This window comes from Micromonospora sp. M42 (genome assembly GCF_000568915.1).
In the GTDB taxonomy this organism is placed as follows: domain Bacteria; phylum Actinomycetota; class Actinomycetes; order Mycobacteriales; family Micromonosporaceae; genus Micromonospora; species Micromonospora chalcea.
Genome location: NZ_KK037233.1, coordinates 2,873,664 through 2,893,660 on the forward strand (window position 1 = coordinate 2,873,664; position 19,997 = coordinate 2,893,660).

At 74.0% G+C, this 19,997-nt stretch carries 19 protein-coding genes; 4 read left to right on the forward strand and 15 right to left on the reverse strand.

Annotation, left to right across the window (positions count from 1 at the left end; all coding sequences use genetic code 11):
• The 6 genes from MCBG_RS12935 to MCBG_RS12960 form a co-directional block, all read right to left on the reverse strand.
• Positions 1-2,552, reverse strand: a 2,552-nt coding sequence (locus MCBG_RS12935) for an ATP-binding cassette domain-containing protein (RefSeq protein ID WP_043325857.1), incomplete at its 3' end; no start/stop codon positions are given.
• Positions 2,553-2,642: 90 nt separating this feature from the next.
• Positions 2,643-3,236 carry a TetR/AcrR family transcriptional regulator gene (locus MCBG_RS12940; protein ID WP_030504220.1) on the reverse strand — a complete coding sequence of 198 codons (594 nt, stop codon included), beginning with the start codon at positions 3,234-3,236 and terminating at the stop codon, positions 2,643-2,645.
• A gap of 10 nt (positions 3,237-3,246) precedes the next feature.
• Entirely contained in the window at positions 3,247-5,397 is a 2,151-nt protein-coding gene (locus MCBG_RS12945) for a YhgE/Pip family protein (protein WP_043325858.1), read from the reverse strand.
• Positions 5,394-6,110 carry an ATP-binding cassette domain-containing protein gene (locus tag MCBG_RS12950; protein WP_043325859.1) on the reverse strand — a complete coding sequence of 239 codons (717 nt, stop codon included), beginning with the start codon at positions 6,108-6,110 and terminating at the stop codon, positions 5,394-5,396. The genes MCBG_RS12945 and MCBG_RS12950 overlap by 4 nt, the downstream gene beginning before the upstream one ends.
• 93 nt (positions 6,111-6,203) lie before the next feature.
• Positions 6,204-7,043 carry a GNAT family N-acetyltransferase gene (locus tag MCBG_RS12955; RefSeq protein WP_043325861.1) on the reverse strand — a complete coding sequence of 280 codons (840 nt, stop codon included), beginning with the start codon at positions 7,041-7,043 and terminating at the stop codon, positions 6,204-6,206.
• Positions 7,044-7,119: 76 nt separating this feature from the next.
• Positions 7,120-8,346, reverse strand: a complete 1,227-nt coding sequence (locus MCBG_RS12960) for an MFS transporter (RefSeq protein WP_043325862.1) — start codon at positions 8,344-8,346, stop codon at positions 7,120-7,122.
• Between the two features lie 121 nt (positions 8,347-8,467).
• Between MCBG_RS12960 and MCBG_RS12965 the strand changes: the two genes are divergently transcribed.
• A complete protein-coding gene (locus tag MCBG_RS12965) occupies positions 8,468-9,055 on the forward strand; it encodes a PadR family transcriptional regulator (protein WP_030504225.1) in 588 nt (195 codons plus the stop codon).
• Positions 9,056-9,103: 48 nt separating this feature from the next.
• Here MCBG_RS12965 and MCBG_RS12970 read toward each other — a convergent pair whose 3' ends face one another.
• Positions 9,104-9,706, reverse strand: coding sequence for a class I SAM-dependent methyltransferase (locus MCBG_RS12970; protein WP_369799304.1), 603 nt, complete (start codon positions 9,704-9,706; stop codon positions 9,104-9,106).
• Positions 9,640-9,921, reverse strand: a complete 282-nt coding sequence (locus tag MCBG_RS35185; protein ID WP_282596224.1) for a class I SAM-dependent methyltransferase — start codon at positions 9,919-9,921, stop codon at positions 9,640-9,642. The genes MCBG_RS12970 and MCBG_RS35185 overlap by 67 nt, the downstream gene beginning before the upstream one ends.
• A 129-nt stretch (positions 9,922-10,050) precedes the next feature.
• On the opposite strand from MCBG_RS35185, the gene MCBG_RS12975 reads away from it, so the two are divergent.
• Positions 10,051-10,725 carry a winged helix-turn-helix transcriptional regulator gene (locus tag MCBG_RS12975; RefSeq protein WP_043325864.1) on the forward strand — a complete coding sequence of 225 codons (675 nt, stop codon included), beginning with the start codon at positions 10,051-10,053 and terminating at the stop codon, positions 10,723-10,725.
• Positions 10,726-10,782: 57 nt separating this feature from the next.
• Here MCBG_RS12975 and ispG read toward each other — a convergent pair whose 3' ends face one another.
• From ispG to MCBG_RS13000, 5 genes are all read right to left on the reverse strand, one after another.
• Positions 10,783-11,958, reverse strand: coding sequence for a flavodoxin-dependent (E)-4-hydroxy-3-methylbut-2-enyl-diphosphate synthase (gene ispG, locus MCBG_RS12980; RefSeq protein ID WP_030504228.1), 1,176 nt, complete (start codon positions 11,956-11,958; stop codon positions 10,783-10,785).
• 9 nt (positions 11,959-11,967) lie between these two features.
• Positions 11,968-13,215, reverse strand: a complete 1,248-nt coding sequence (locus MCBG_RS12985) for a M50 family metallopeptidase (protein WP_043325866.1) — start codon at positions 13,213-13,215, stop codon at positions 11,968-11,970.
• On the reverse strand, positions 13,212-14,426 hold the full coding sequence (gene dxr / locus MCBG_RS12990; protein ID WP_043325867.1) for a 1-deoxy-D-xylulose-5-phosphate reductoisomerase: 1,215 nt from the start codon (positions 14,424-14,426) through the stop codon (positions 13,212-13,214). The genes MCBG_RS12985 and dxr overlap by 4 nt, the downstream gene beginning before the upstream one ends.
• 154 nt (positions 14,427-14,580) lie before the next feature.
• The gene (locus MCBG_RS12995) at positions 14,581-15,810 is read right to left on the reverse strand and encodes a PP2C family protein-serine/threonine phosphatase (protein ID WP_051611199.1); all 1,230 of its coding nucleotides are present in this window, start codon (positions 15,808-15,810) and stop codon (positions 14,581-14,583) included.
• Between the two features lie 62 nt (positions 15,811-15,872).
• The gene (locus tag MCBG_RS13000; protein ID WP_043325869.1) at positions 15,873-16,418 is read right to left on the reverse strand and encodes a GNAT family N-acetyltransferase; all 546 of its coding nucleotides are present in this window, start codon (positions 16,416-16,418) and stop codon (positions 15,873-15,875) included.
• A 51-nt stretch (positions 16,419-16,469) separates the two neighbouring features.
• Between MCBG_RS13000 and MCBG_RS13005 the strand changes: the two genes are divergently transcribed.
• Complete coding sequence (locus MCBG_RS13005; RefSeq protein ID WP_043325870.1) at positions 16,470-17,312, forward strand: YhjD/YihY/BrkB family envelope integrity protein; 843 nt, start codon at positions 16,470-16,472, stop codon at positions 17,310-17,312.
• Between the two features lie 9 nt (positions 17,313-17,321).
• Here the strand turns inward: MCBG_RS13005 and MCBG_RS13010 are convergent, their stop codons facing one another.
• Positions 17,322-18,491 carry an alkaline phosphatase PhoX gene (locus MCBG_RS13010; RefSeq protein WP_043325872.1) on the reverse strand — a complete coding sequence of 390 codons (1,170 nt, stop codon included), beginning with the start codon at positions 18,489-18,491 and terminating at the stop codon, positions 17,322-17,324.
• A gap of 104 nt (positions 18,492-18,595) precedes the next feature.
• A complete protein-coding gene (locus tag MCBG_RS13015) occupies positions 18,596-19,015 on the reverse strand; it encodes a 50S ribosomal protein L7/L12 (RefSeq protein ID WP_043325875.1) in 420 nt (139 codons plus the stop codon).
• Positions 19,016-19,081: 66 nt separating this feature from the next.
• On the opposite strand from MCBG_RS13015, the gene MCBG_RS13020 reads away from it, so the two are divergent.
• Positions 19,082-19,997 (forward strand): phytoene desaturase family protein (locus MCBG_RS13020; RefSeq protein ID WP_043325877.1); only part of this gene is annotated, 916 nt, incomplete at its 3' end.

Consider the following 19,997-nt stretch of genomic DNA (forward strand, 5'->3'; position numbering starts at 1 on the left):
ATCGGCAGCAGGCCGCTGGCCACCGACGGGGTGGACCGGGCCCACACCTGCATGGCGATCTCACGCCGCTGCCGCTCGCTGCGTACCTCGTCGAGCCGGGCGAGGTGCCGCAGCACCGGGCGGGTGGCGCCGGCCAGCTTGACCGTACGGGCGGCGGACAGCGCGGAGACCAGCGCGGTGGCGAACGCGGCGCGCGCCTTCACCGTGCCGGCCGCGGTGCGTTCCAGCCTCGGCCCGAACAGCGTCGCCGCCAGCCCGGAGACCACCATCGTGCCGACGAAGAACAACGCCGGTACGAAGCTGCCGGTCACCAGCGTCATGGTGACCACGATGACCAGCGAGATGAACTGGTCCATCAGGTTGTCGGCCAGGTGCACCACCCGGTCGGTGTCACCGCCCTGGGCCACCACCTCGGCCGGGGTGTGCCCGCTGACCCGGCGCGCGCCGGTCTGCCCGTGCACCAGCCGGGCGCTGATCCGCAGCATCTGCCGGATCCACCACTGCGGGAACCACAGGTTCGTCAGGTACGGCAGCGGCAGCACCACGAGCAGCGCGGCCACGATGCCCAGCGCCGGCAGCCACGGGTCGCCGCCGCCGACCAGGTCGGCCCAGAGCCAGGGCAGCACCGCGCCGTCCATCCCGAGCACAGTCATCACGATGAACAGGCCGACCGAGATCAGGCCGTACCGCGGGTCGTTGAGGCCCAGCCGGAGGATCTCGCGCATGGTCCGCGCGGGCGGCGCGGGCGGCGCGGGTGGCGGGTCGGCGCGCGGCACGGCGGCCGGCCGCGTCGCGGGCGCGGTGGGCGTCGCGGGCGCGTCGTCCCAGGCGGGCGCGTCGAGCAGGTCGACGCCGCCGCGCCGGGCGCCCACTCCGGCGTACGCCCCGGCGTGGCTGGTGGCGAGCAGTTCGGCGAAGCGGGCCGACTCGCGCAGCGGACCGGCCTCCAGCACCGCTCCGTCGGCCATCACGACCACCTCGTCGCAGCGGCGCACCGAGGAGAGCCGGTGCGCGATGACGATGCCGATCCGGTCGGTGAGCAGCCGTTCGGTGGCCTCGCGTACCCGGTTCTCGGTGACCGGGTCGAGCCGCGCGGTGGCCTCGTCGAGGATCACCACGTGCGGGTCGCGGACCAGGATGCGGGCGAATGCGACGAGCTGCTCCTGCCCGGCGGAGAGCACGTAGCCGCCGTCGCCGAGCCGGGTGTGCACGCCGTCGGGCAACTCGGCGATCCAGCCGGACAGGCCCAGCTCGGCCAGCGCCCGCTCGGCAGCGTCCAGCAGCTCCGGGTCGAACAGCGCCACGTTCTCGGCGAGCGTGCCGGCCAGGATCTCGGTGCGCTGCGGCACCACGGCGATCCACCGGCGCAGTTCCTCGACGTCCAGGTCGACCAGGTCGGTGTCGCCGAGGAACACCGTGCCGCGGGGCACGTCCACCGCCCGGGTGAGCACCTTTGCCAGCGTCGACTTGCCCGAGCCGGTACGCCCGACGAGCGCGTACGAGCGGCCCCGGACGAAGTCGAGGCGCACGTCGCGCAGCGCCGGCCCGCGCTCGTCCCCGCCGGCCGGGTAGCGGTAGGTGAGCCCGCGCACGGTCAGGTCGCCGTCGACCGGGGTGGCCCCGCCCTCCGGCTCCTGCGGCGACCCGGCGAGCAGTTGCACCCGGCCCCACGCGCCGAACGCCTGCTGCAGGTGCGGCACCCAGCGGGCGATGTGCTCGACAGTCGCGCCGAACGCGATGGCCAGCAGCCAGATCCCGGTCAGCCGGGCGGCGTCCACGCGGCCGGTGGCGAGCGCCCACGCGCCGCCCAGCACCACACCGGCGATGCCGATCCGGACCGCGCCGGCGGCGGCCGCGGTGACCCGGGCGGAGAGCCGGAACACCCGGACGCACCGGGCGATCACCTCGGCCGCGCGGCGGGCGTAGAGGCGCAGCACGTACGGCCGGGCGAGGCTGGTGCGCACGTCGTCCTGCCCGTGCACCGCCTCCTCCATCACCGCCGCGAGGTCCGACCACGCCTCCTCCTCGGCCATCCGGGCCGGGGCGATCCGGGCGGTCGGGCGGCGCAGCGTCACCGCGAGCAGGGAGGTGAGCACGATCATGCCGACACCGGCGGGCCACCAGACGATCAGCGCGCTCACCGTCGCGAGGACGCAGACCGCGAGGCCCTGCGCCAGCCGTACGCCGGTGTTCCGCATCTCGGCGGCGACCTGGTAGACGTCGTTGTCGATCCGGTCGAGCAACTCGCCGACCGGCGTGGTCTCCAGGGTGGGCAGGTCCTGGCCGAGCGCGACCCGGCAGAGCCGCCGCCGCACGTCGGCCGACCAGTCGGCGGTGAGCCGCGCCATGATCAGGCCGATCAGCAGGTCGGTGACGACTGCGGCGACGAGCGCCACCGCGAGCGCGACGAACCAGCCGGACGAACGGTGCACCAGCACCGGCCCGGCCAGCGCGGACGCGGCCGCCTGGCCACCGGCCCCGAGCACGATCAGCAGCAGGACCGCCGCCATCCGCCGGGGCGCCGTGGCCCAGAGATCTCGGAGCAGGCGCATGGAAGGTCCTCCGGACTCGGATCGGTGGGGGCGGTGACCTCACCCTCACCCTTCCGGCGGCCCGGAATCAACCGAATTACCGACCGCTGGTCAGGTCCGCGCGACCCGCCGGACGATGCCGAGCAGCGACTCCTGCACCTCGTCGATCGAGCGGTCCGGCGAGAAGACGAGCCAGTCCACCGCCACCACCAGCCCGACGCCGAACAGCGCCGAGCTGGCGGTACGCACGTCCAGGTCGGCCGGGAGGTCGCCGCTGTCCACGCCGGCCTGCACCGTGTCGGCGATCACCGCGATGGCCTCGCCGCGCAGCAGCCGCAGCGTCTGCTGCCACTCCCGGTTGGTCCGCCACATCTCCGAGAGCAGCAGCTGGGCGAAGGCGCGGTAGCGGCGGATGTACTCCAGTTGCGCGCGGACCAGCGCGCCCAGCGCCTCCAGCGGCGGCAGCCCGTCGACGGCGGCCCGGAACTCGGCGGTGAGCAGGCCGATGCCGTGCCGCAGCAGCTCCTCGAACAGGACGGTCTTGGACTCGAAGTTGTAGTAGACGGTCCCCTTCGCCACGCCGGCCCGGGCCGCGATGTCGTCCACCGTGGTGGCCGAGAATCCCTGCTCGGCGATGAGGTCCACCGCCGCCACGAAGAGGCGCTGGCGGGTGTCCTCGCGCCGGCGTGTCCGTCCGTCCGTCACCGGCTCATCCTCACATGGTCAGTTCGGGGTGCAGCTTGGCCGGGGTCAGCCGGCGGGAGCGGCGGGCCGCGCCGACGGTGAGCGCCATGGCGCCCAGCCCGAACGCGAGCAGCACCAGCGCGCCGGTGACCACCGGGGCGGTGGTGCCGCCGTTGATGGTGTGCCGCAGGCCGTCCACCACGTACGTCATCGGCAGCCAGGGGTGGATCGCCTGGAAGAAGCCGGGCGACGTCTGCACCGGGTAGGTGCCGCCGGACGAGGTGAGCTGGAGCATCAGCAGCGCCAGCGCGGCCAGCCGCCCGGCCGGGCCGAGCGCCACGCCGAGCAGTTGCATGATCGCGGTGAACGCCAGCGAGGTGAGCGCGAGCAGCCCGAACGTGGCCGCCCCGTGCCGCGGGTCGAGCCCGAGCGCCAGCGTCACCACCGTGTAGAGCACGGTGACCTGGGCCAGGCCGATGCCCGCGGCCGGGAGCCACCCGGCGAGCACGACCCGCCAGCCGGGCGCGCCGGACATCACGTGCCGCCGGTTGACCGGCCGCAACAGCATGTACGTGATCATCGCGCCGACCCAGAGCGCCAGCGACAGGAAGTACGGGGCGAAGCCCACGCCGTACGAGCCGGCCGGGTTCTGCGAGTCGCGGATCAGGCCGACCGGGTCGCCGAGGACGCCGGCGCGGGTGGTCGCGTCGTCGTACCCGGGTAGTTTCCGCTCCCCGGCGGCGAGCCCGTCGGCGAGGTCGCCGGCGCCGCCCTCCAGCCGGGTCAGCCCGTCGACCAGCCGGTTGCTGCCGCTGCCGAGCTGGGCCAGGCCGCCGTCGAGCTGGCGGGCGCCGGTGGCGAGCCGGTAGAGGCCGCCGCGCAGCTCGTTCGCGCCGGTCGACGCGTCGCCGAGGCCGTCGCGGAGCTTGGCGCTGCCCTGGGCCAGCGTGGCGAGCCCGCCGGCCAGCTCGTTGACCTTGGCGCGGGCGGACGCGACGTCGTCGGCCAGGTGCGGCGCGGCGGCGGCGACCTCGCGTGCGGTCTTCGCCACGTCGGTCATCTGCTTGCGCAGCGTGGCCATGTCGGTCCGGTCCAGCGCGGCCACCACGGAGCGGGCCTGCGTGACGGCCCGGTCGGCGGCCTTGCGGGCGGCGGCGAAGTCGGGGTTGTCCGCCAGCTCGGGGTGTTCCTTCGCGACCGCGTCGAGCCGGTCGCGGATCTCCTCGGCGGTCGCGACCACCTCGGCGGCCTTGCCGGGGAGCGCGTCCAGCCCGGCGGCGAGTTGCTGCGCGCCGTCGGCGACGAGCGTGGCCGCCTTCTCGATCCTGTCGGCGTTGCGGCGCAGCACCGGCTCGTACTTGTCGGCTGCGGCGTTCACCGTCGCCGCCGCGGCCTTGGTCTCGGTGGCGGCGCGTCCGGCGCCGTCGGCCAGCTGGGCGGCGCCGGTGCGCAGCTGGTCGAGGCCCTTGGCGAGCTTGTCCGCGCCCTGCACGAACTGGTTCAGTCCACCGGCGAGCTGACCGGCGCCGTCCGAGGCGTCACCGAGCCCGTCGGCGATCTTGCCCGCGCCCTGCTGGGAGCTGCCGAGCCCGTCGGCGATCTTCCCGGCGCCGTCGGCGGCACGGCCGGTCTCGGCCTTGGCGTCGGTGAAGCCGATCAGCATCTTGTCGAAGTACGTGGCGGCGGTGCTCTGCGCGGCGGCGGCCCGGATCTCGCTGAACGCCGACCGGGCGAGCAGGCCGGAGAGGTAGTTGGTGGCGTCGTCGTTGACGACCTTCAGCTCACCCTGCCGGGCCGGACGGTCCGGTTCCGGGCCGGCGGCGAGCGAGGCGGAGAAGTCCTCCGGAATGGAGAAGACCAGGTGGTAGCGCCCGTCGCGCAGCCCCTTCGCGGCGTCGGCCTGGTCGGTGACGGTCCAGCCGAACACCTTGCGGTCGAGCAGCTTCTCGGTGAGGTCGCGCCCGGCGTGCACCTCGCTGCCGTCGCCGGCGGTGGCCGGGCGGTCGGCGTTGACCAGGGCGACCGGGATCCGGTCCATCTTCCCGTAGGGATCCCAGAACGCGTACAGGTAGAGCGCGCCGTAGAGCAGCGGAACGATGGTGAGCACGGCCAGGGCGGCGCGCGGCAGCCGGCCCCGGGTCATCCGGCGCAGCTCGAACAGGGCAAGTCGCAGGACGCTCATGCGGGCACCTCGGCGGGACGGGCGGGAGCGGGCTCGGCGGGAAGGGCGGGGGCGGGCACTGCCGGGTCGCCGATGCGGTGCACGGTGGCGGCGACGCCGGGTTCGACCGCGCGGGCGCTGGCGACCACCGCGTACCCCTGATCGGCGAGGCGTTCCAGCGCGCCCCACATCCACTCCCGCTCGGGGCGGTCGGCGCCGGCGTCCACGTCGTCGGCGACGATCAGGCTGGGGCCGCCGAGGCTGGCCAGCACCAGGCCGAGCACCTGCCGTTCGACGGGGGTGAGGTCTCTGCCGTACCGGTCGGGGTCGAGTGGCGCGTCGGTGAGGCCGGCGCCGGCGACGGCGGCGGCGTAGGCGTCGCGGCGGTAGGCCCGGCGGGCCCGCACCGCGGCCACCGGCACCAGGCGCCGACGGCGGCGCGGTACCGGGCCGAGCAGCAGCAGCCGTTCGGTGATGTGCTCGGCGACGGTGAGCGTCGGGTCGGGCTCGTGCACGCCGGCCACCTGGCCGAGCGCGGCCGGTCCCCGGCGGCGCAGCTCGCCGTGGCTGTGCGGGAAGCGCCCGGCCAGCGTGAGCAGCAGCGAGGTGCGTCCGCTGCCGGGCGGGCCGGTGACCGCGACCAGCTCACCGCTCGCGGCGGTGAGGTCGACGTCCCGGTAGACCCAGCCGCGGCGGGTCCGCAGCCCCAGGCCGCTGGTCTCGACGATGTTCATCAGACCCCGAATTCCGAACTGACTAGTCAGTATAAAAACATGCCCAGCCTAGCGCCGGGTGTCCGGTTCGGGACCTCCGGCGGGACGTGATCCTCAGAACAGCACTGTGGCGAGCGTGCCGACCGGGCGGAAGCCGCAGCGCTCGTAGACCCGGCGGGCGGGCAGGTTGAAGTCGTTCACGTAGAGGCTCACGGTGGGCGCGACCCGGTCCAGCGCGTCGCGCACCACAGCGGCCATCGCGGCGGTGGCGATGCCCCGGCCCCGCCACTCGGGCGCCACCCAGACGCCCTGCACCTGCGCGGTCCGGCGGGTCACCACCGCCAGCTCCGCCTTGAAGACCACCCGCCCGTCGACGAAACGGGCGTAGGCGCGGCCGGCGCGCACCAGCTCGGTCACCCGGCGCCGGTAGCCGCGCCCGCCGTCCTCGGCCAGCGGCGACACCCCGACCTCCTCGGTGTACATCGCCACCGCGGCCGGGAACAGCCGGTCGACCTCACTGCCGCGCACCCGCCGCACGTCCGGGTCGGGCGCCACGGCGGGCAGCGCGTCAGTCGCCAGCAAGGGCTGGTTCGGGCGTACGTCCCGGGCCGGCCCCCAGTACGCGGAGAGGCGGTCCCAGAGCCCGAGTACGGCGTCGGCGCGGCCCACGATCGAGGAACAGAGCCGCTCCTGCCCGCTCAACTGCTCGGCGAACGCGGTCACCGCCGGCTCGGACGCGAGCACCGGCGTCAGGTTGCCACCCAGCCAGCAGATCGACTCCAGGTTGCGGCGGGAGCCGTAGCCGAGGATCCGCGCCTCGGCCCGCCACCAGGCCAGCCCGCGCGCCGCCACCCGCTCGGCGACCTGCGCGCCGGCGTACGGGTCGAGGTCGAGCAGCCGCTCGACCGCGCGGCGCTCCGACTCCCCGAGTTGGCGTACCGGCATCGTGAGCACGGTTACCAGCCTGCCAGATCCGCGCCGGGGCGCGCGGGCCGACCGGGCACCCCGGACCGCTCCGGTGAGCGGCGGCTCAGCCGACCGTCACGGGCGCCGGTTCGGGCACGGGCGGCCGGGTCCGGGCGGCCCACCGCACCACCGGCGGCACGAGCGCGCCGAGCAGCAGGAACACCCCGCCGAGCACCAGCCAGCCGGGCACGCCCCAGCCGATCGCGAGCGTGGTCACCACCACCGGGGCGACCATCGAGCCGAGCTGCATGCCCATCCCGTACGCCCCCTGATACTGGCCGTGCGCGTGCGCCGGGGCCAGCCCGAACGAGATGCCCCAGCCGGCCGCCGCGTGCCACAGTTCCCCCACGACGTGCACCAGCGCGCCGGCCAGCAGCAGCGGCACCGCGAAGGCGACCGGCACGCCGCCACCGGCGGCGAACAGCGCGCAGGCGCCGGCGAGCAGGACGCCGGCCCGGCGGGCGGCCCGGCCCGCGCCGGTCAGGTCCTCGGTGCCCCGCGAGGCGCGGACCTGGAACAGGATCACCACCACCGTGTTGACGAGCAGGCAGACGGAGATCAGCCAGTTGGGCGCGGTGGTGTGCCCGGCGATCCAGAGCGGCAGGGCGATGTTGATCAGCGAGAAGTGCATGGACATCAGCCCGTCCAGCACGGTGAAGGCGAGGAACGGGCGGTCCCGCAGCGCGATCAGCCGCGGTCCGTGCGCCGGGGCGGGCACCGGCGGGACCGGCGGGAGCCGCAGCAGCACCGCCGCCGCCAGCACGTAGGTCGCGGCGTCGAGCAGGATCAGCGTGACGTACGCGCCGCGGGTGTCGGCGGCGAGCGCGAACCCGGCCAGCACGGTGCCCACCGAGATGCCGACGTTGGTGACCGCGCGCAGGTAGGCGCGGGTGCGGACCCGCTGGTCGGGTGGGACGGCGCCGGCGATCAGCGCGCCCCGGGCGCCCCGGGTGCCCGCGTCGGCGAGCGCCATCAGCACGCCGACGGCCAGGAATCCGGGGAACGAGCGCACCGCTACCAGCGCGGCGGTGCACCCGGCCGAGGCGAGCAGCGCGGCCATCTGGAGCCCGCGCGGGCCGAGGCGGTCGGCCAGGTAGCCCATCGGCGTGCTCGCCACCAGGCTGACCAACGCGGTGAGGGTGAGCGCCACGCCGACCTCGGCCACCGTGAGCCCGACCGAGCGGGTGAGGAAGAGCGCGCTGGCGGTGAGCCAGGTGCCCCGCCCGACGGTGTTGACGAGCGTGGAGAGGGCGAGGGTCCGGGACGGGCCCGGTTCGGGAAGCAGGCGCACGCCGGCAGCCTAACAGTACGAACGTACGGTTTACAGCCGAGTTTCATCCGCGTCTTGTCGGCGATGCATTGCCGATATATCGTTGATGCATCAGTGATACGACGACAGAAGGAGAGCCCTGATGGGTTTCCACCGACGCATGCACGCCATGCACGACGAGATGCGCCGCCGGGGCGGCTTCGGCTTCCCGCCCGTACCCCCCGGTCCGCCGCCCTTCCCGCCCGGACCGCACGGCCATGGGCGGGGCCGCGGCGGGCGCGGACGAGGCCGGCGGCCCAACGTGCGCGGCGCCGTGCTGGCCCTGCTCACCGAACGTCCGATGCACGGCTACGAGATGATCCAGGAGATCGACTCCCGCACCGGCGGGGCCTGGCGGCCCAGCCCCGGCTCGATCTACCCGACGCTGCAACTGCTGGAGGACGAGGGCGTCATCGCGACCGCCGCCGACTCCGAGGGCGGGCGCAAACGCTTCGCGCTCACCGAACAGGGCCAGGCCGAGGCGACCGCCGCTGCGCAGACCCCGCCCTGGGCGGAGTTCGCCGAGCAGACGGTAAACAGCTGGCACGACATCCGCGACGCCGGCGCGCAGGCCATGCAGGCGCTGCGGCAGGTGATGACCACCGGCACCGACGACCAGCGCGCCCGCGCCGCGCAGGTGCTCGACGAGACGCGGCGCAAGCTCTACGCCATCCTCGCCGAGTCCGAGTGAGCGCTGCCGCCGCGACGGCACGCCGGCCGGACCACGACCGGCGTGCCGTCAGGCCCGGCGCGCGGTGACGAGCAGGTACTCCCAGCGCATCACGCCGCCGTCCAGGTGCCGGGCGGCCAGGTCGGTCAGCGCGCGGTCGAGCCCGGCCGTACGCTCCGGATCGCCCGCGTTCGCCCGGTAGACCGCCACCGTGGGCCCGTAGTGGGTCGCGAAGAAGTCCCGGAACTGCCCCGGCGTGGCGAACCGGTCCACCACCACGGCGTCGCGCCCCAGCGTCAGCGCGTCGACCCGGTCGCCGAACAACTCCCGGACGTGGTTCTCGTCGCCCCAGAGCGGGGGCGGCTGCGCGCCCGGCGGCGGTGGCGGCGCGAACGGCCGCATGGCCGCGAACAACTGGCCCACGAAGCCCTCCGGGGTCCAGTTGACCAGGCCGATCGTCCCGCCCCGCCGGCACACCCGCAGCAACTCGTCGGCGGCGACCCGGTGCCGGGGCGCGAACATCACGCCCACACAGGACAGCACCGCGTCGAACGCGCCGTCGGCGTACGGCAGCGCCTCCGCGTCCGCCTCCTCCCAGGTCAGCGTCATGCCCTCCCGCTCGGCTGCCGCCCGCCCGATCGCCAGCAACTCCGGGGTGAGGTCCCCGGCCACCACTGCGCGCCGGTCCGGGCCGCCGGCAGAGCCGCGTTGCCGGTCCCGGCCGCCACGTCCAGCACCCGCATGCCCGGGCCCACTCCGGCGGCCCGGACCAGCGTCGCCCCCAACTGCGGGATCACCTGCGCGGCCACTGCGGAGTAGTCGCCCAGCGCCCACATCGCGCGGTGCCGGGCCTTCACCGCCGCGTCCTGTTCCCGTTCCTCGATCATCTGTCGCTCCTCAGCTGTCGTCCCTGCACAGGACGCTAGGCAGCGGACGACACGGCCCCCAGTACGAGATCTGTACCGCTCCCGACAGGCGCCTGGCCGGGCCGCCGGGCCGGGCGTAGCGTGCCCGCCATGGGGGCCTCCTACCACCAGTTCTGCCCCGTGGCGAAGGCCATGGAACTGCTCGACGAGCGGTGGACGCTGCTCGTGGTCCGGGAGCTGGTCAGCGGCTCGGAACGCTTCAACGAGCTGCGCCGGGGCCTGCCCCGGATGTCGCCCACGCTGCTGTCGCGCCGGCTGCACCAGCTCGTCCGCGCCGGGGTGGTGGAGCGGCGGGTCGACGGCGCCGACGTGCGCTACGTCCCGACCGCCGCCGGGCGGGAGCTGCGGCCCGTGCTGGAGGCGCTCGGCGCCTGGGGCGTGCGCTGGATCGGCGAGCTGGGCGACGCCGACCTGGACCCGAAGCTGCTGCTGTGGGACATGCACCGGCACGTCGACCACGACGCGGTCCCGCCGGGGCGTACCGTCGTGCGGTTCCGCTTCCGGGACGTGCCGGCGGCGCAGCGCGACTGGTGGCTGGTGATCGCGGCGGGCGAAGCCGACGTCTGCGACATCGACCCCGGGCACGACGTGACGGTGACCGTCACCGCGGACCTGCGTGCCCTGGTCCAGGTCTGGATGGGCGACCTGGGGTGGGCGGCGGCGCTGCGCGGCGGCGCGGTGGAGGTGAGCGGGCCGGAGGCGCTGCGGCGTGCCGCGCCCGGCTGGTTCACGCTCTCCCCGTTCGCCGCCGTGCCCCGGCCCTGAGACGGCGCGTGCGGCCGGCCCCGACGGGGACGGCCGCACGGCGACGCGAAAAGCAGATCAGTGCACGGTGACGGTGGCGCCGCCCGGCACCAGGTCGCGCAGCTCCTCGGGGATCTCGGCGCCCATCTCGTCGGCGATCCGCAGCGCCTCCTCGATCAGCGTCTCCACGATCTGCGCCTCGGGCACGGTCTTGACGACCTTGCCCTTGACGAAGATCTGGCCCTTGCCGTTGCCCGAGGCAACGCCCAGGTCTGCCTCGCGGGCCTCACCCGGACCGTTCACCACGCAGCCCATGACCGCGACGCGCAGCGGCACCGGCAGCCCCTCCAGACCGGCGGTGACCTCCTCGGCCAGCTTGTAGACGTCGACCTGCGCCCGCCCGCAGGACGGGCAGGAGACGATCTCCAGGCCGCGCTCGCGCAGGCCCAGCGACTCCAGGATCGCGGCGCCGACCTTGATCTCCTCGACCGGCGGGGCGGACAGCGAGACCCGGATGGTGTCGCCGATCCCCTCGGCCAGCAGCGCGCCGAACGCCACCGCCGACTTGATCGTGCCCTGGAACGCCGGGCCGGCCTCGGTGACGCCGAGGTGCAGCGGGTAGTCGCACTTCTCGGCCAGCAGCCGGTACGCGCGGATCATCACCACCGGGTCGTTGTGCTTGACCGAGATCTTGATGTCCCGGAAGCCGTGCTCCTCGAACAGCGAGCACTCCCACAGCGCCGACTCGACCAGCGCCTCGGCGGTGGCCTTGCCGTACTTGGCCAGCAGGCGCTTGTCGAGCGAGCCCGCGTTGACGCCGATCCGGATCGGCACACCCGCGTCGCCGGCGGCCCGCGCGATCTCCTTGACCTTGTCGTCGAACTGCCGGATGTTGCCGGGGTTCACCCGCACCGCGGCGCAGCCGGCGTCGATCGCCGCGAAGACGTACTTCGGCTGGAAGTGGATGTCGGCGATCACCGGGATCTGCGACTTCTTGGCGATCGCGGGCAGCGCCTCCACGTCGTCCTGCGACGGCACGGCGACCCGGACGATCTGGCAGCCGGACGCGGTCAGCTCGGCGATCTGCTGGAGCGTGGCGTTGACGTCGGCGGTGAGGGTGGTGGTCATGGACTGCACCGAGACCGGCGCGCCGCCGCCGACCGGCACCGAACCGACCATGATCTGGCGGCTGGCCCGGCGCGGGGCCAGCGGCGGCGGCGGTACGGGGGGCATACCGAGACTGACAGCGGTCACTTCAGGCACTCACCTTGAGAAGAGCGTGATGGGGTTGATGACATCGGCGGTGACTGTCAGCAGCGTGAACGCGCCACCGATCAGGATCACCGCGTACGTGAACGGCATGAGTTTGAGGTAGTCGACCCGGCCGGGATCCCGGCGGCCGATGCGCGCGTACAGCCAGGAGCGCGCCCGTTCGAACCAGGCGATGGCGATGTGCCCGCCGTCCAGCGGGAGCAACGGCAGCAGGTTGAACACGCCGATGAAGAAGTTCAGCGACACGAAGAGCATGAAGAACACCAGCCAGGCGTTGTTCTCCACGGCCTCGCCGCCGAGCCGGGTGGCGCCGACCACGCTGATCGGGGTGTCCATGTCGCGCTCGCTGCCGGTGATCGCGCTCCACAGCGCGGGCACCTTCTGCGGGATGCGCTGCATGGCGTGCGCGGTCTGCACCGCCATGGTGCCGGTGAAGTCGGCGGTGGCGCCGAACGCGGCGATCGGGCCGTACTCGACCCGCGGCGGGGTGCTCGGCCGCAGGGCGACGCCGAGCGCGGAGACCGACGAGGTGGCGCCCTTCGGATCGTCCAGCGGCGGGCGCTGCACCGCGGCCAGGTCGACCCGGGCCTCCTGCGGCCGGCCGTCGCGCTCGAAGGTGACGGTGGCCGCGCCGGGCGGGGTGGCCCGGACCACGTCGAGCATGTCGCCCCAGGTGGAGACCGGCCGGCCGTTCACCGCGGTGATCCGGTCGCCGTCCTTGAGCTGGGCCTTCTCGGCCGGGCTGGCCGGGTCGTCGGCCTGGCAGGCGCGGGCCGCGTTCTCCACCACGACGCAGGGGGCCAGCGCGATCACGGCCGGCTCCGCCTTGAAGCCGTCCTCGGTGGAGGGGAACTTCGGGTTCGGCAGGCCGGCGGTGATCGCGATGATCCAGAGCGCGATCAGGGCCAGTGCGAAATGGGTGATCGAGCCGGCGGACATCACGATCGTCCGCTTCCAGACCGGGTAGCGCCACATCGCGCGCTTCTCGTCCCCGGGCTCGACGTCGTCGTCCTGCGGCGTCATGCCGACGATCTTGCAGAACCCGCCGAGCGGAATGCCCTTGATGCCGTACTCGGTCTCGCCCCGCTTGAACGACCACAGCGTCGGGCCGAAGCCGACGAAGTAGCGGGTGACCTTCATCCCGAACGCCTTGGCGGTCAGCATGTGCCCCGCCTCGTGCAGGCTCACCGAGATGAGAATCGCCAGGGCGAACAGCACCACCCCGAGCAGATAGCTCATCGAGCTCCTTCCACCGACCCGACGATGATCTCCTGGGCGTGCGCCCGTGCCCACGACTCGGCGGCGAGCACGTCCTCGACGGTACCTGGTTCGTCGAAATCGGGTGCGTCCTCCAACACCCGCTGGAGGGTGTCGACGATCCCGAGGAACGGCAGCCGGCCCGCGACGAACGCGGCCACGCACTCCTCGTTCGCCGCGTTGTAGATCGCCGGGCGGCAGCACCCGGCCTCACCCGCCGCCTTGGCCAGCGCGACCGCCGGGAACGCCGCGTCGTCCAGCGGGAAGAACTCCCAGGTGTGGGCAGTGGTCCAATCGACCGCCGAGGCCGCCTCGGGCACCCGGTCCGGCCAGCCGATGCCCAGCGCGATGGGCAGCCGCATGTCCGGCGGGCTGGCCTGGGCGAGCGTGGACCCGTCGGTGAACTCGACCATCGAGTGGATCACCGACTGCGGGTGCACCATCACCTCGATGTCGGCGTACGGCACGTCGAACAGCTCGTGCGCCTCGATCACCTCCAGCGCCTTGTTGACCATCGTGGCGGAGTTGATCGTGACGACCGGGCCCATGTTCCAGGTCGGGTGCGCCAGCGCCTGCTCCGGCGTGACGGCGGTCAGCTCGTCGCGCCCCCGCCCCCGGAACGGGCCGCCGCTGGCGGTGACCACCAGCCGCCGCACCTCACCCCGGGCGCCGCCGCGCAGGCACTGCGCCAGCGCAGAGTGCTCGGAATCGACCGGGACGATCTGCCCCGGTCGCGAGACGGCGGCCTTGACCAGCGGGCCGCCGGCGACGAGGGACTCCTTGTTGGCCAGGGCGAGGGTACGCCCGGCGTGCAGCGCGGCCAGCGTCGGCGGCAGGCCCAGCGAGCCGACCACCCCGTTGAGCACCACGTCGCACGGCCACTGCGCCAGCTCGGTCATCGCGTCCGGCCCGGCCACGATCTTGGGCAGTTTGAAGTCGCCGGTGGCCCAGCCGCGCTTGCTCGCCTCGGCGTAGAACGCGAGCTGAAGGTCCTGCGCGGCGGATGCGCGGGCCACGCCGACCGCCTCCACGCCCAGCTCCAGCGCCTGCGCGGCGAGCAACTCCACGTTGCCGCCACCCGCGCCGAGGGCCACCACCCGGAAGCGGTCCGGGTTGCGCTTGACGATGTCGATGGCCTGGGTGCCGATCGAGCCGGTCGAACCGAGCAGCACGAGATCTCGGGGAGTGGTCACCGGACCATTGTTCCCCAGCGCCTCACCCCGGTTCGTCCCGGAGTGCCCGGCGGCATGATCGACTCCACTTCGCCGAGGTGGTGGCATCCCAGGCGCCGCGATGACACCACTTCGGCGAACCGGTGTCGATCACGCCTCGATCGCCTCCTCGACGCTACGGGGACGCGATCGTCCCGTCTGGCGCGGTGAGGTGCTCCAGGTGCGCCAACGGCAGGTGCGAGGGCTGCCACTCCAGGAACAGCGCGGTGGCGTCGTCGTCGAGCTGGTCCTGCTGGTAGGCGAGGACGGCGCGCACCAGTCGGCGCATCGTCTCCGGGCTGGGCAGCCGCTCGTTGAGGGCACGCTCGACGAAGTCGACGAGCCGGTCCAGCCCGAACCGTTCCCCGTCGTCGCCCCGGGCGTCGGTGATGCCGTCGGTGTACGCGAGGATGCGGTCGCCCGGGTGCAGCGCCTCCTCGTGCGCCCGCGGGCGCCGCATCGACAGGTTGCCCAGCCCGAGCGGCAGCGCGGTCGGTCCGGGCAGTGCCCGGACGGCCTTGCCGTCCCGCAGCAGCATGGCGCCGGGGTGGCCGGCGTTTATGGTCCGCAGCACGCCGGTCCGCCGGTCGAGTTCGGCGAGCAGCGCGGTCGCGAACAGGCCGGGGTGTTCGGAGCGGACCCACCTGTCGATGCTGATCGCCGTGTCGACCAGGTCGAGACCGGTACGCCGGGCGTTGCGGTACGCGCTGACCACGAGCGAGGCCATCGCGCTCGCCTTGATCCCGTGCCCGCAGGTGTCGAAGAGCCCGACGCTGAGCACGTCACCGTTGAGCGCGTAGTCGAAGATGTCCCCGCCGACGTCGTAACACGGTTCGAGGATGGCGGTGATCACCAGCTCGTCCGTTGCGAAGGTCAGCGGCGGCAGCAGCCCCCACACGGTCTCGGCGGCGACCTGCATCGGCAGGCGGCGGCGAATCCGTTCCACGACGTCGCCGTAGAGCCGGCGGTTCACCAGGACCTGAGCGACGGCGACCGCAACCTCCCAGGCCGGCCGGTCCAGCGCGGGGTCGCCGGCGCGCGACGACACGATCTCCAGTGCCCCCAGCCGTTCGCAGCCGAGCAGCAGGGGCACCCAGAGCCGGTCCGGGCGGTCGGGAGCGCGCTGCACCTGGAGGCAGGTGAACGCCCGGCCGGCCAGCGTCGTCTCGATCGTGAGTTCGTCCCGAGGCGCGCCCGCGCCGACCAGGGGTACGAGCGAGGACTGCGTGTAGTCGGCCAGGTAGATCACGATGTCGGTGGCCCCGATGGCGGGCGCGACCCGGTTCACCAGGAGCGACAGGTCGTCCGGGCCGCCCCGGGCGGCGTGGAGGTGCAGCCAACGCGCTGCGTCGCCACCGTCGACCATCAGTGCCTCCCCCGTATCCCCACCACCGTAGGAGGCCGAGGGCGAACTGCCAACGGCACGGCTCAGGCCGGACGTTCCAGGACGAACGTTTCAACCTCGGCACCGCCGTACCAGTCGGTGCGCACGCCCACGTGCGTCATGCCGAGGCGCCGGGCCACCGCCATCGAAGGGTCGTTCCCGGCCATCACCACCGCGTACACCCTCGGGGTGCCGGTGGCGAACTCGCGCTCCAGCACCGCGCGGGCCGCCTCGGTGGCGTAGCCGTTGCCCTGGGCGTCGGGGTGCAGGTGCCAGCCGACCTCGATGTCGTCGGTCAGCGTGACGCCGTCGCGTCCCGGGAGCGGCTTGAGCAGGATGCTCCCGGCCACCGGCCCGCCGGCGCGCGGCTCGATCGCCCACAGGCCCCAGCGGCCGCCGTACGGCGCCCAGCGTTCGTGCCAGGACCGGACCCGCTCGCGCGCCTCGGACGGGTCGGTCATCCGGCCCTTGCCGCCGCCCAGCCAGCGCATCACCTCGTCCCGGGAGTAGATGTCGTAGATCCGGGCCAGGTCGTCCGGGGACTCGGTCCAGTCCCGGAGCACCAGCCGGTCGGTCGTGGCGATCGTCATGCCGCCGGATCGTAATGCGTGGCGCGGGGCCGTACGGGGAACGAGAGGGCGATGGGCGACGGGTGGGATCGGGCGAAGCGGATCACGGCTGCGGCGTTCCGGCCGGTCCGCGGCCGGGATCTCTCCCTGCACGCCGCCGCGATCACGTTCTACGGCGCGATCGCCGTGGTGCCGGTGGCGCTGCTGGCGATCTGGCTGACCGGGTTGCTCGCCGGGGCGGACCGGGTGCGGCGGCTGACCGGGTACGCGATCGAGACGCTGCCCACCGAGATCGGCGCGCACCGGGCGGCGGCCGCGCTGGTCGAGGCCGGGCTGGGGCTGACTCCGCTGCTGGCGCTGGCCTCGCTGCTGCCGGCCTCGCTGTACGGCGAAGGGCTGCGCCGCGCGTTCGTCTCGGTGGCCGAGCCGCGCGCCGAGTCCGGTGCGCTGGTCGGCTGGCGGGGTCGCCTGCTGCTGCTCCCGCTGCTGGCACCCGCCCCGGCGCTGCTGCTGTCGATCCTGCTGGGGCTGCCGCTGACCACCCGGCTGGTACGCCAGGGCGGCTGGATCGGCGCGCTCGGCGTCGTGCTGTCGTTCCTGGCGGTGTGGCTGGTGCTCACGCCGGTGCTGATCTGGGTGTTCCGGGTGGTCGGCCCGGCCTCCCCGGACTGGCTCGCCACCGTCGTCCTGGGCTCGTTCACGGCGGCGAACCTGTCCGGTTTCCTGCACGGTTTCGTGCTGTTCTGCTCGCTGCCGCTGGACCTGGGCGTGCCGTTCGGCGGCTTCGACGAGATCGGCGGCGGCGTGGCGGTGCTGCTGTGGCTGTACCTGTTCCACGTGATCGTGCTGTCCGGCTATTCCGCGACGCTGGCGGCGAGCCGGTGGCGGGCCGCCCGGGAGGCGGCCCGCGCCTGACGGGCGGCGTCAGCGCCGGAACGGGCCGCGCACCTCGTACGTGATGCCGCCGGTGCCGGCCCGGGCGCCGCTGGTGCCGCGCTGGGAGGAGAAGTAGAGGCGGCTGCCGTCCGGGGAGAACGCCGGCCCGGTGATCTCCGACTCGGACTGCCCGAGCAGCCGCAGGAACGGGGTCACCACACCGGCGGGCGTGATCACGTTGATCTCCATGTTGCCGCCGTCCTCGGCCACGTAGAGGTCGCCGCCGGCGGTGCCGGTGATGTTGTCGACGCCGGTCAGCGGCGCGGCGCCGGCCGGCACCAGCGAGTCGTCGTACGCGAGGTCGAGCCGCTGGTTCACCGCGTCGTACGCCCACACCCGGTTGTCGCCCTTGGTGGTGAACCAGCAGGTGTCGTCGGCGTACCAGCAGCCCTCGCCGCCGTTGAACGTCTGCGCGGCACCCACCTGGTGGCGGGTGGGCACCGGGAACCCGTCCCGGTCCGGCAGGTCCCGCCAGGTCACCGGGCCGGTGACCTGGCCGTCCGGGGCGCAGAGCACCTGCACCCGGCCGGTGCGCAGGTCACCCCAGGTGTCCGGCACGAACCGGTAGAAACAGCCGTCCGACTCGTCCTCGGTCAGGTAGACCACCCGCCGCCGGGGGTCGCAGGCCGCCGCCTCGTGCTTGAAGCGGCCCATCCGGGTCCGCTCCTCGCCGGCCCGGCCACCCTCGGGCCAGGTCTCGAAGACCCGGCCCAGCGGCACCTCCTCGCAGGACAGCCACGTCCCCCACGGGGTCGGCCCACCGGCGCAGTTGACGTTCGTGCCGCCGAGGATCCGGTACGCGGCGGCGATCGCGCCGTCGGCGGCGAACCGCACCGCCGACGCGCCGCCGACGAGCGGCACCTCCGAGTTGGAGACGTAGATCCAGCCGTCGCCGGACGGGAAGCAGGCGCCGCCGTCCGGCGCCGGGTGCCAGGTGTACGAGGTGCCGGCGACCCGCTGCCCGGAACGCGCGATCACCCTGCTGGTGAAGCCGGCCGGCAACTGGAGACCGTTGACGTCGGCGGACAGCAGGTCGCCGTACGGGCCGGGGCCGGGCTGGGCGGGCTGGGCCGGTGCGGCCGCGGCGGCCCAGAGACCACCGGCGAAAGCGGCGGCGCCGCCGACGGCTGTGGCACGCAGGACGGTACGACGATCCATCGGGGGTTACCTCCCGGAGGCGGTGGGTGTCCCGTCGACGGTAGGACGGAAATGCATCGACAACTGCCACTATAAGGTGAACGCCCGGTGACGGCCGTCCGGCGTCAGAGGCCCTCGACGTACCGCTTCGCGTCGGCGAGCGACATGTGCGTGTGCTCGCGTACCACCTTGATCGCCTGGATCTTCTCGCCCCGGTGCAGCAGCCGCGCGGCCTCGGCCCGCACCGCGTCGTCGACGCCCTTTCCGGGCGCCGGAGGGCCGGGCGACCAGGACCCGCCGGCCGCCAGCGCGTCCACCGCCTGCTTCGCCTCCAGCAGCGACAGGCCGGTCTGCTCACGCAGCACCTTGACCGCCTCGACCCGGCGCCCCGCGTGGATCAGGCGGAGCACCTCGGCCTGCCCGCCGCCGGCCGGGCGATCCGGGGCGACCAGGTCCCGGGGGCGGTCGCGCCGCAGCACGAGCAGGAGCAGGAACACCACCACGACGAGCGCCACCGCGAGCGCGATCTGGACAGCCGGAGACATGCCGGGAACGGTAGCGCCCCGCTGCGAACCCTCCCGCCCGTGCCCGGCCGCCGCTAGGGTCGCGGCATGAGCGAACGCACCGGGAGCGACGCGAGTGAGCTGCCGTCCCGCGCCGACGTCGTGGTGGTCGGCGCCGGGCACAACGGCCTGGTCTCGGCGATCCTGCTGGCCCGCGCCGGCCTGGACGTGCTGGTGCTGGAGGCGTCCGGGGTGATCGGCGGCGCGACCCGCACCGAGAACCCGTTCCCGAAGGTGCCGGGGCTGCGTCACTCCACCGGGTCGTACCTGCTCGGGCTGATGCCCCCGGAGCTGCTGGCCACGCTCGACGTGACCATCCCGGTACTGCGCCGCGACCCGCACTACTTCCTGCCCACGCCGGGCGGGCTCGGCTCGCCGTACCTGCTGGCGGGCAGCGACGTGGCGGCGAGCCGGCGGCAGCTCGCGGAGATGTTCTCCCCCGCCGACGTGGCAGCCGACGACGCGCTGCACGCCGAGCTGGCCCAGCTGCGGGAGGATCTCGCCCCGGCGTGGCTGGCCGAGCCGCTGCCGGTCGAGGAGACCGCCGAGCGCTACGTGCGGCCCGCGCTGCGGCAGGTCTTCGTCGACCTGGTACGCGGCTCGGTCGCCGACCACCTGGCCCGCTTCGACTTCCGCTCCGAGCTGCTGGTCAGCATGTACGCGGTCACCGACGGCCTGTCCGGGCTCAACGCCGGCCCGGACGACCCCGGCACCGGGCACAACTTCCTGGTGCACAACATGTGCCGGCTGCCCGGCGCGGACGGCACCTGGATGATCACCCGGGGCGGCATGGGCACGGTGTCCCGCACGTTCGCCGAGGCCGCCGTGCGCGCGGGCGCGCGGATCGTGGCCGACGCGCCGGTCACCGCCATCCGGCTGACCGGGGGCGCCGCCGCCGGAGTGACACTCGCCGACGGGCGGGAGGTGGACGCCCCGGTGGTGCTCGGCGGCTGTGACCCGTACC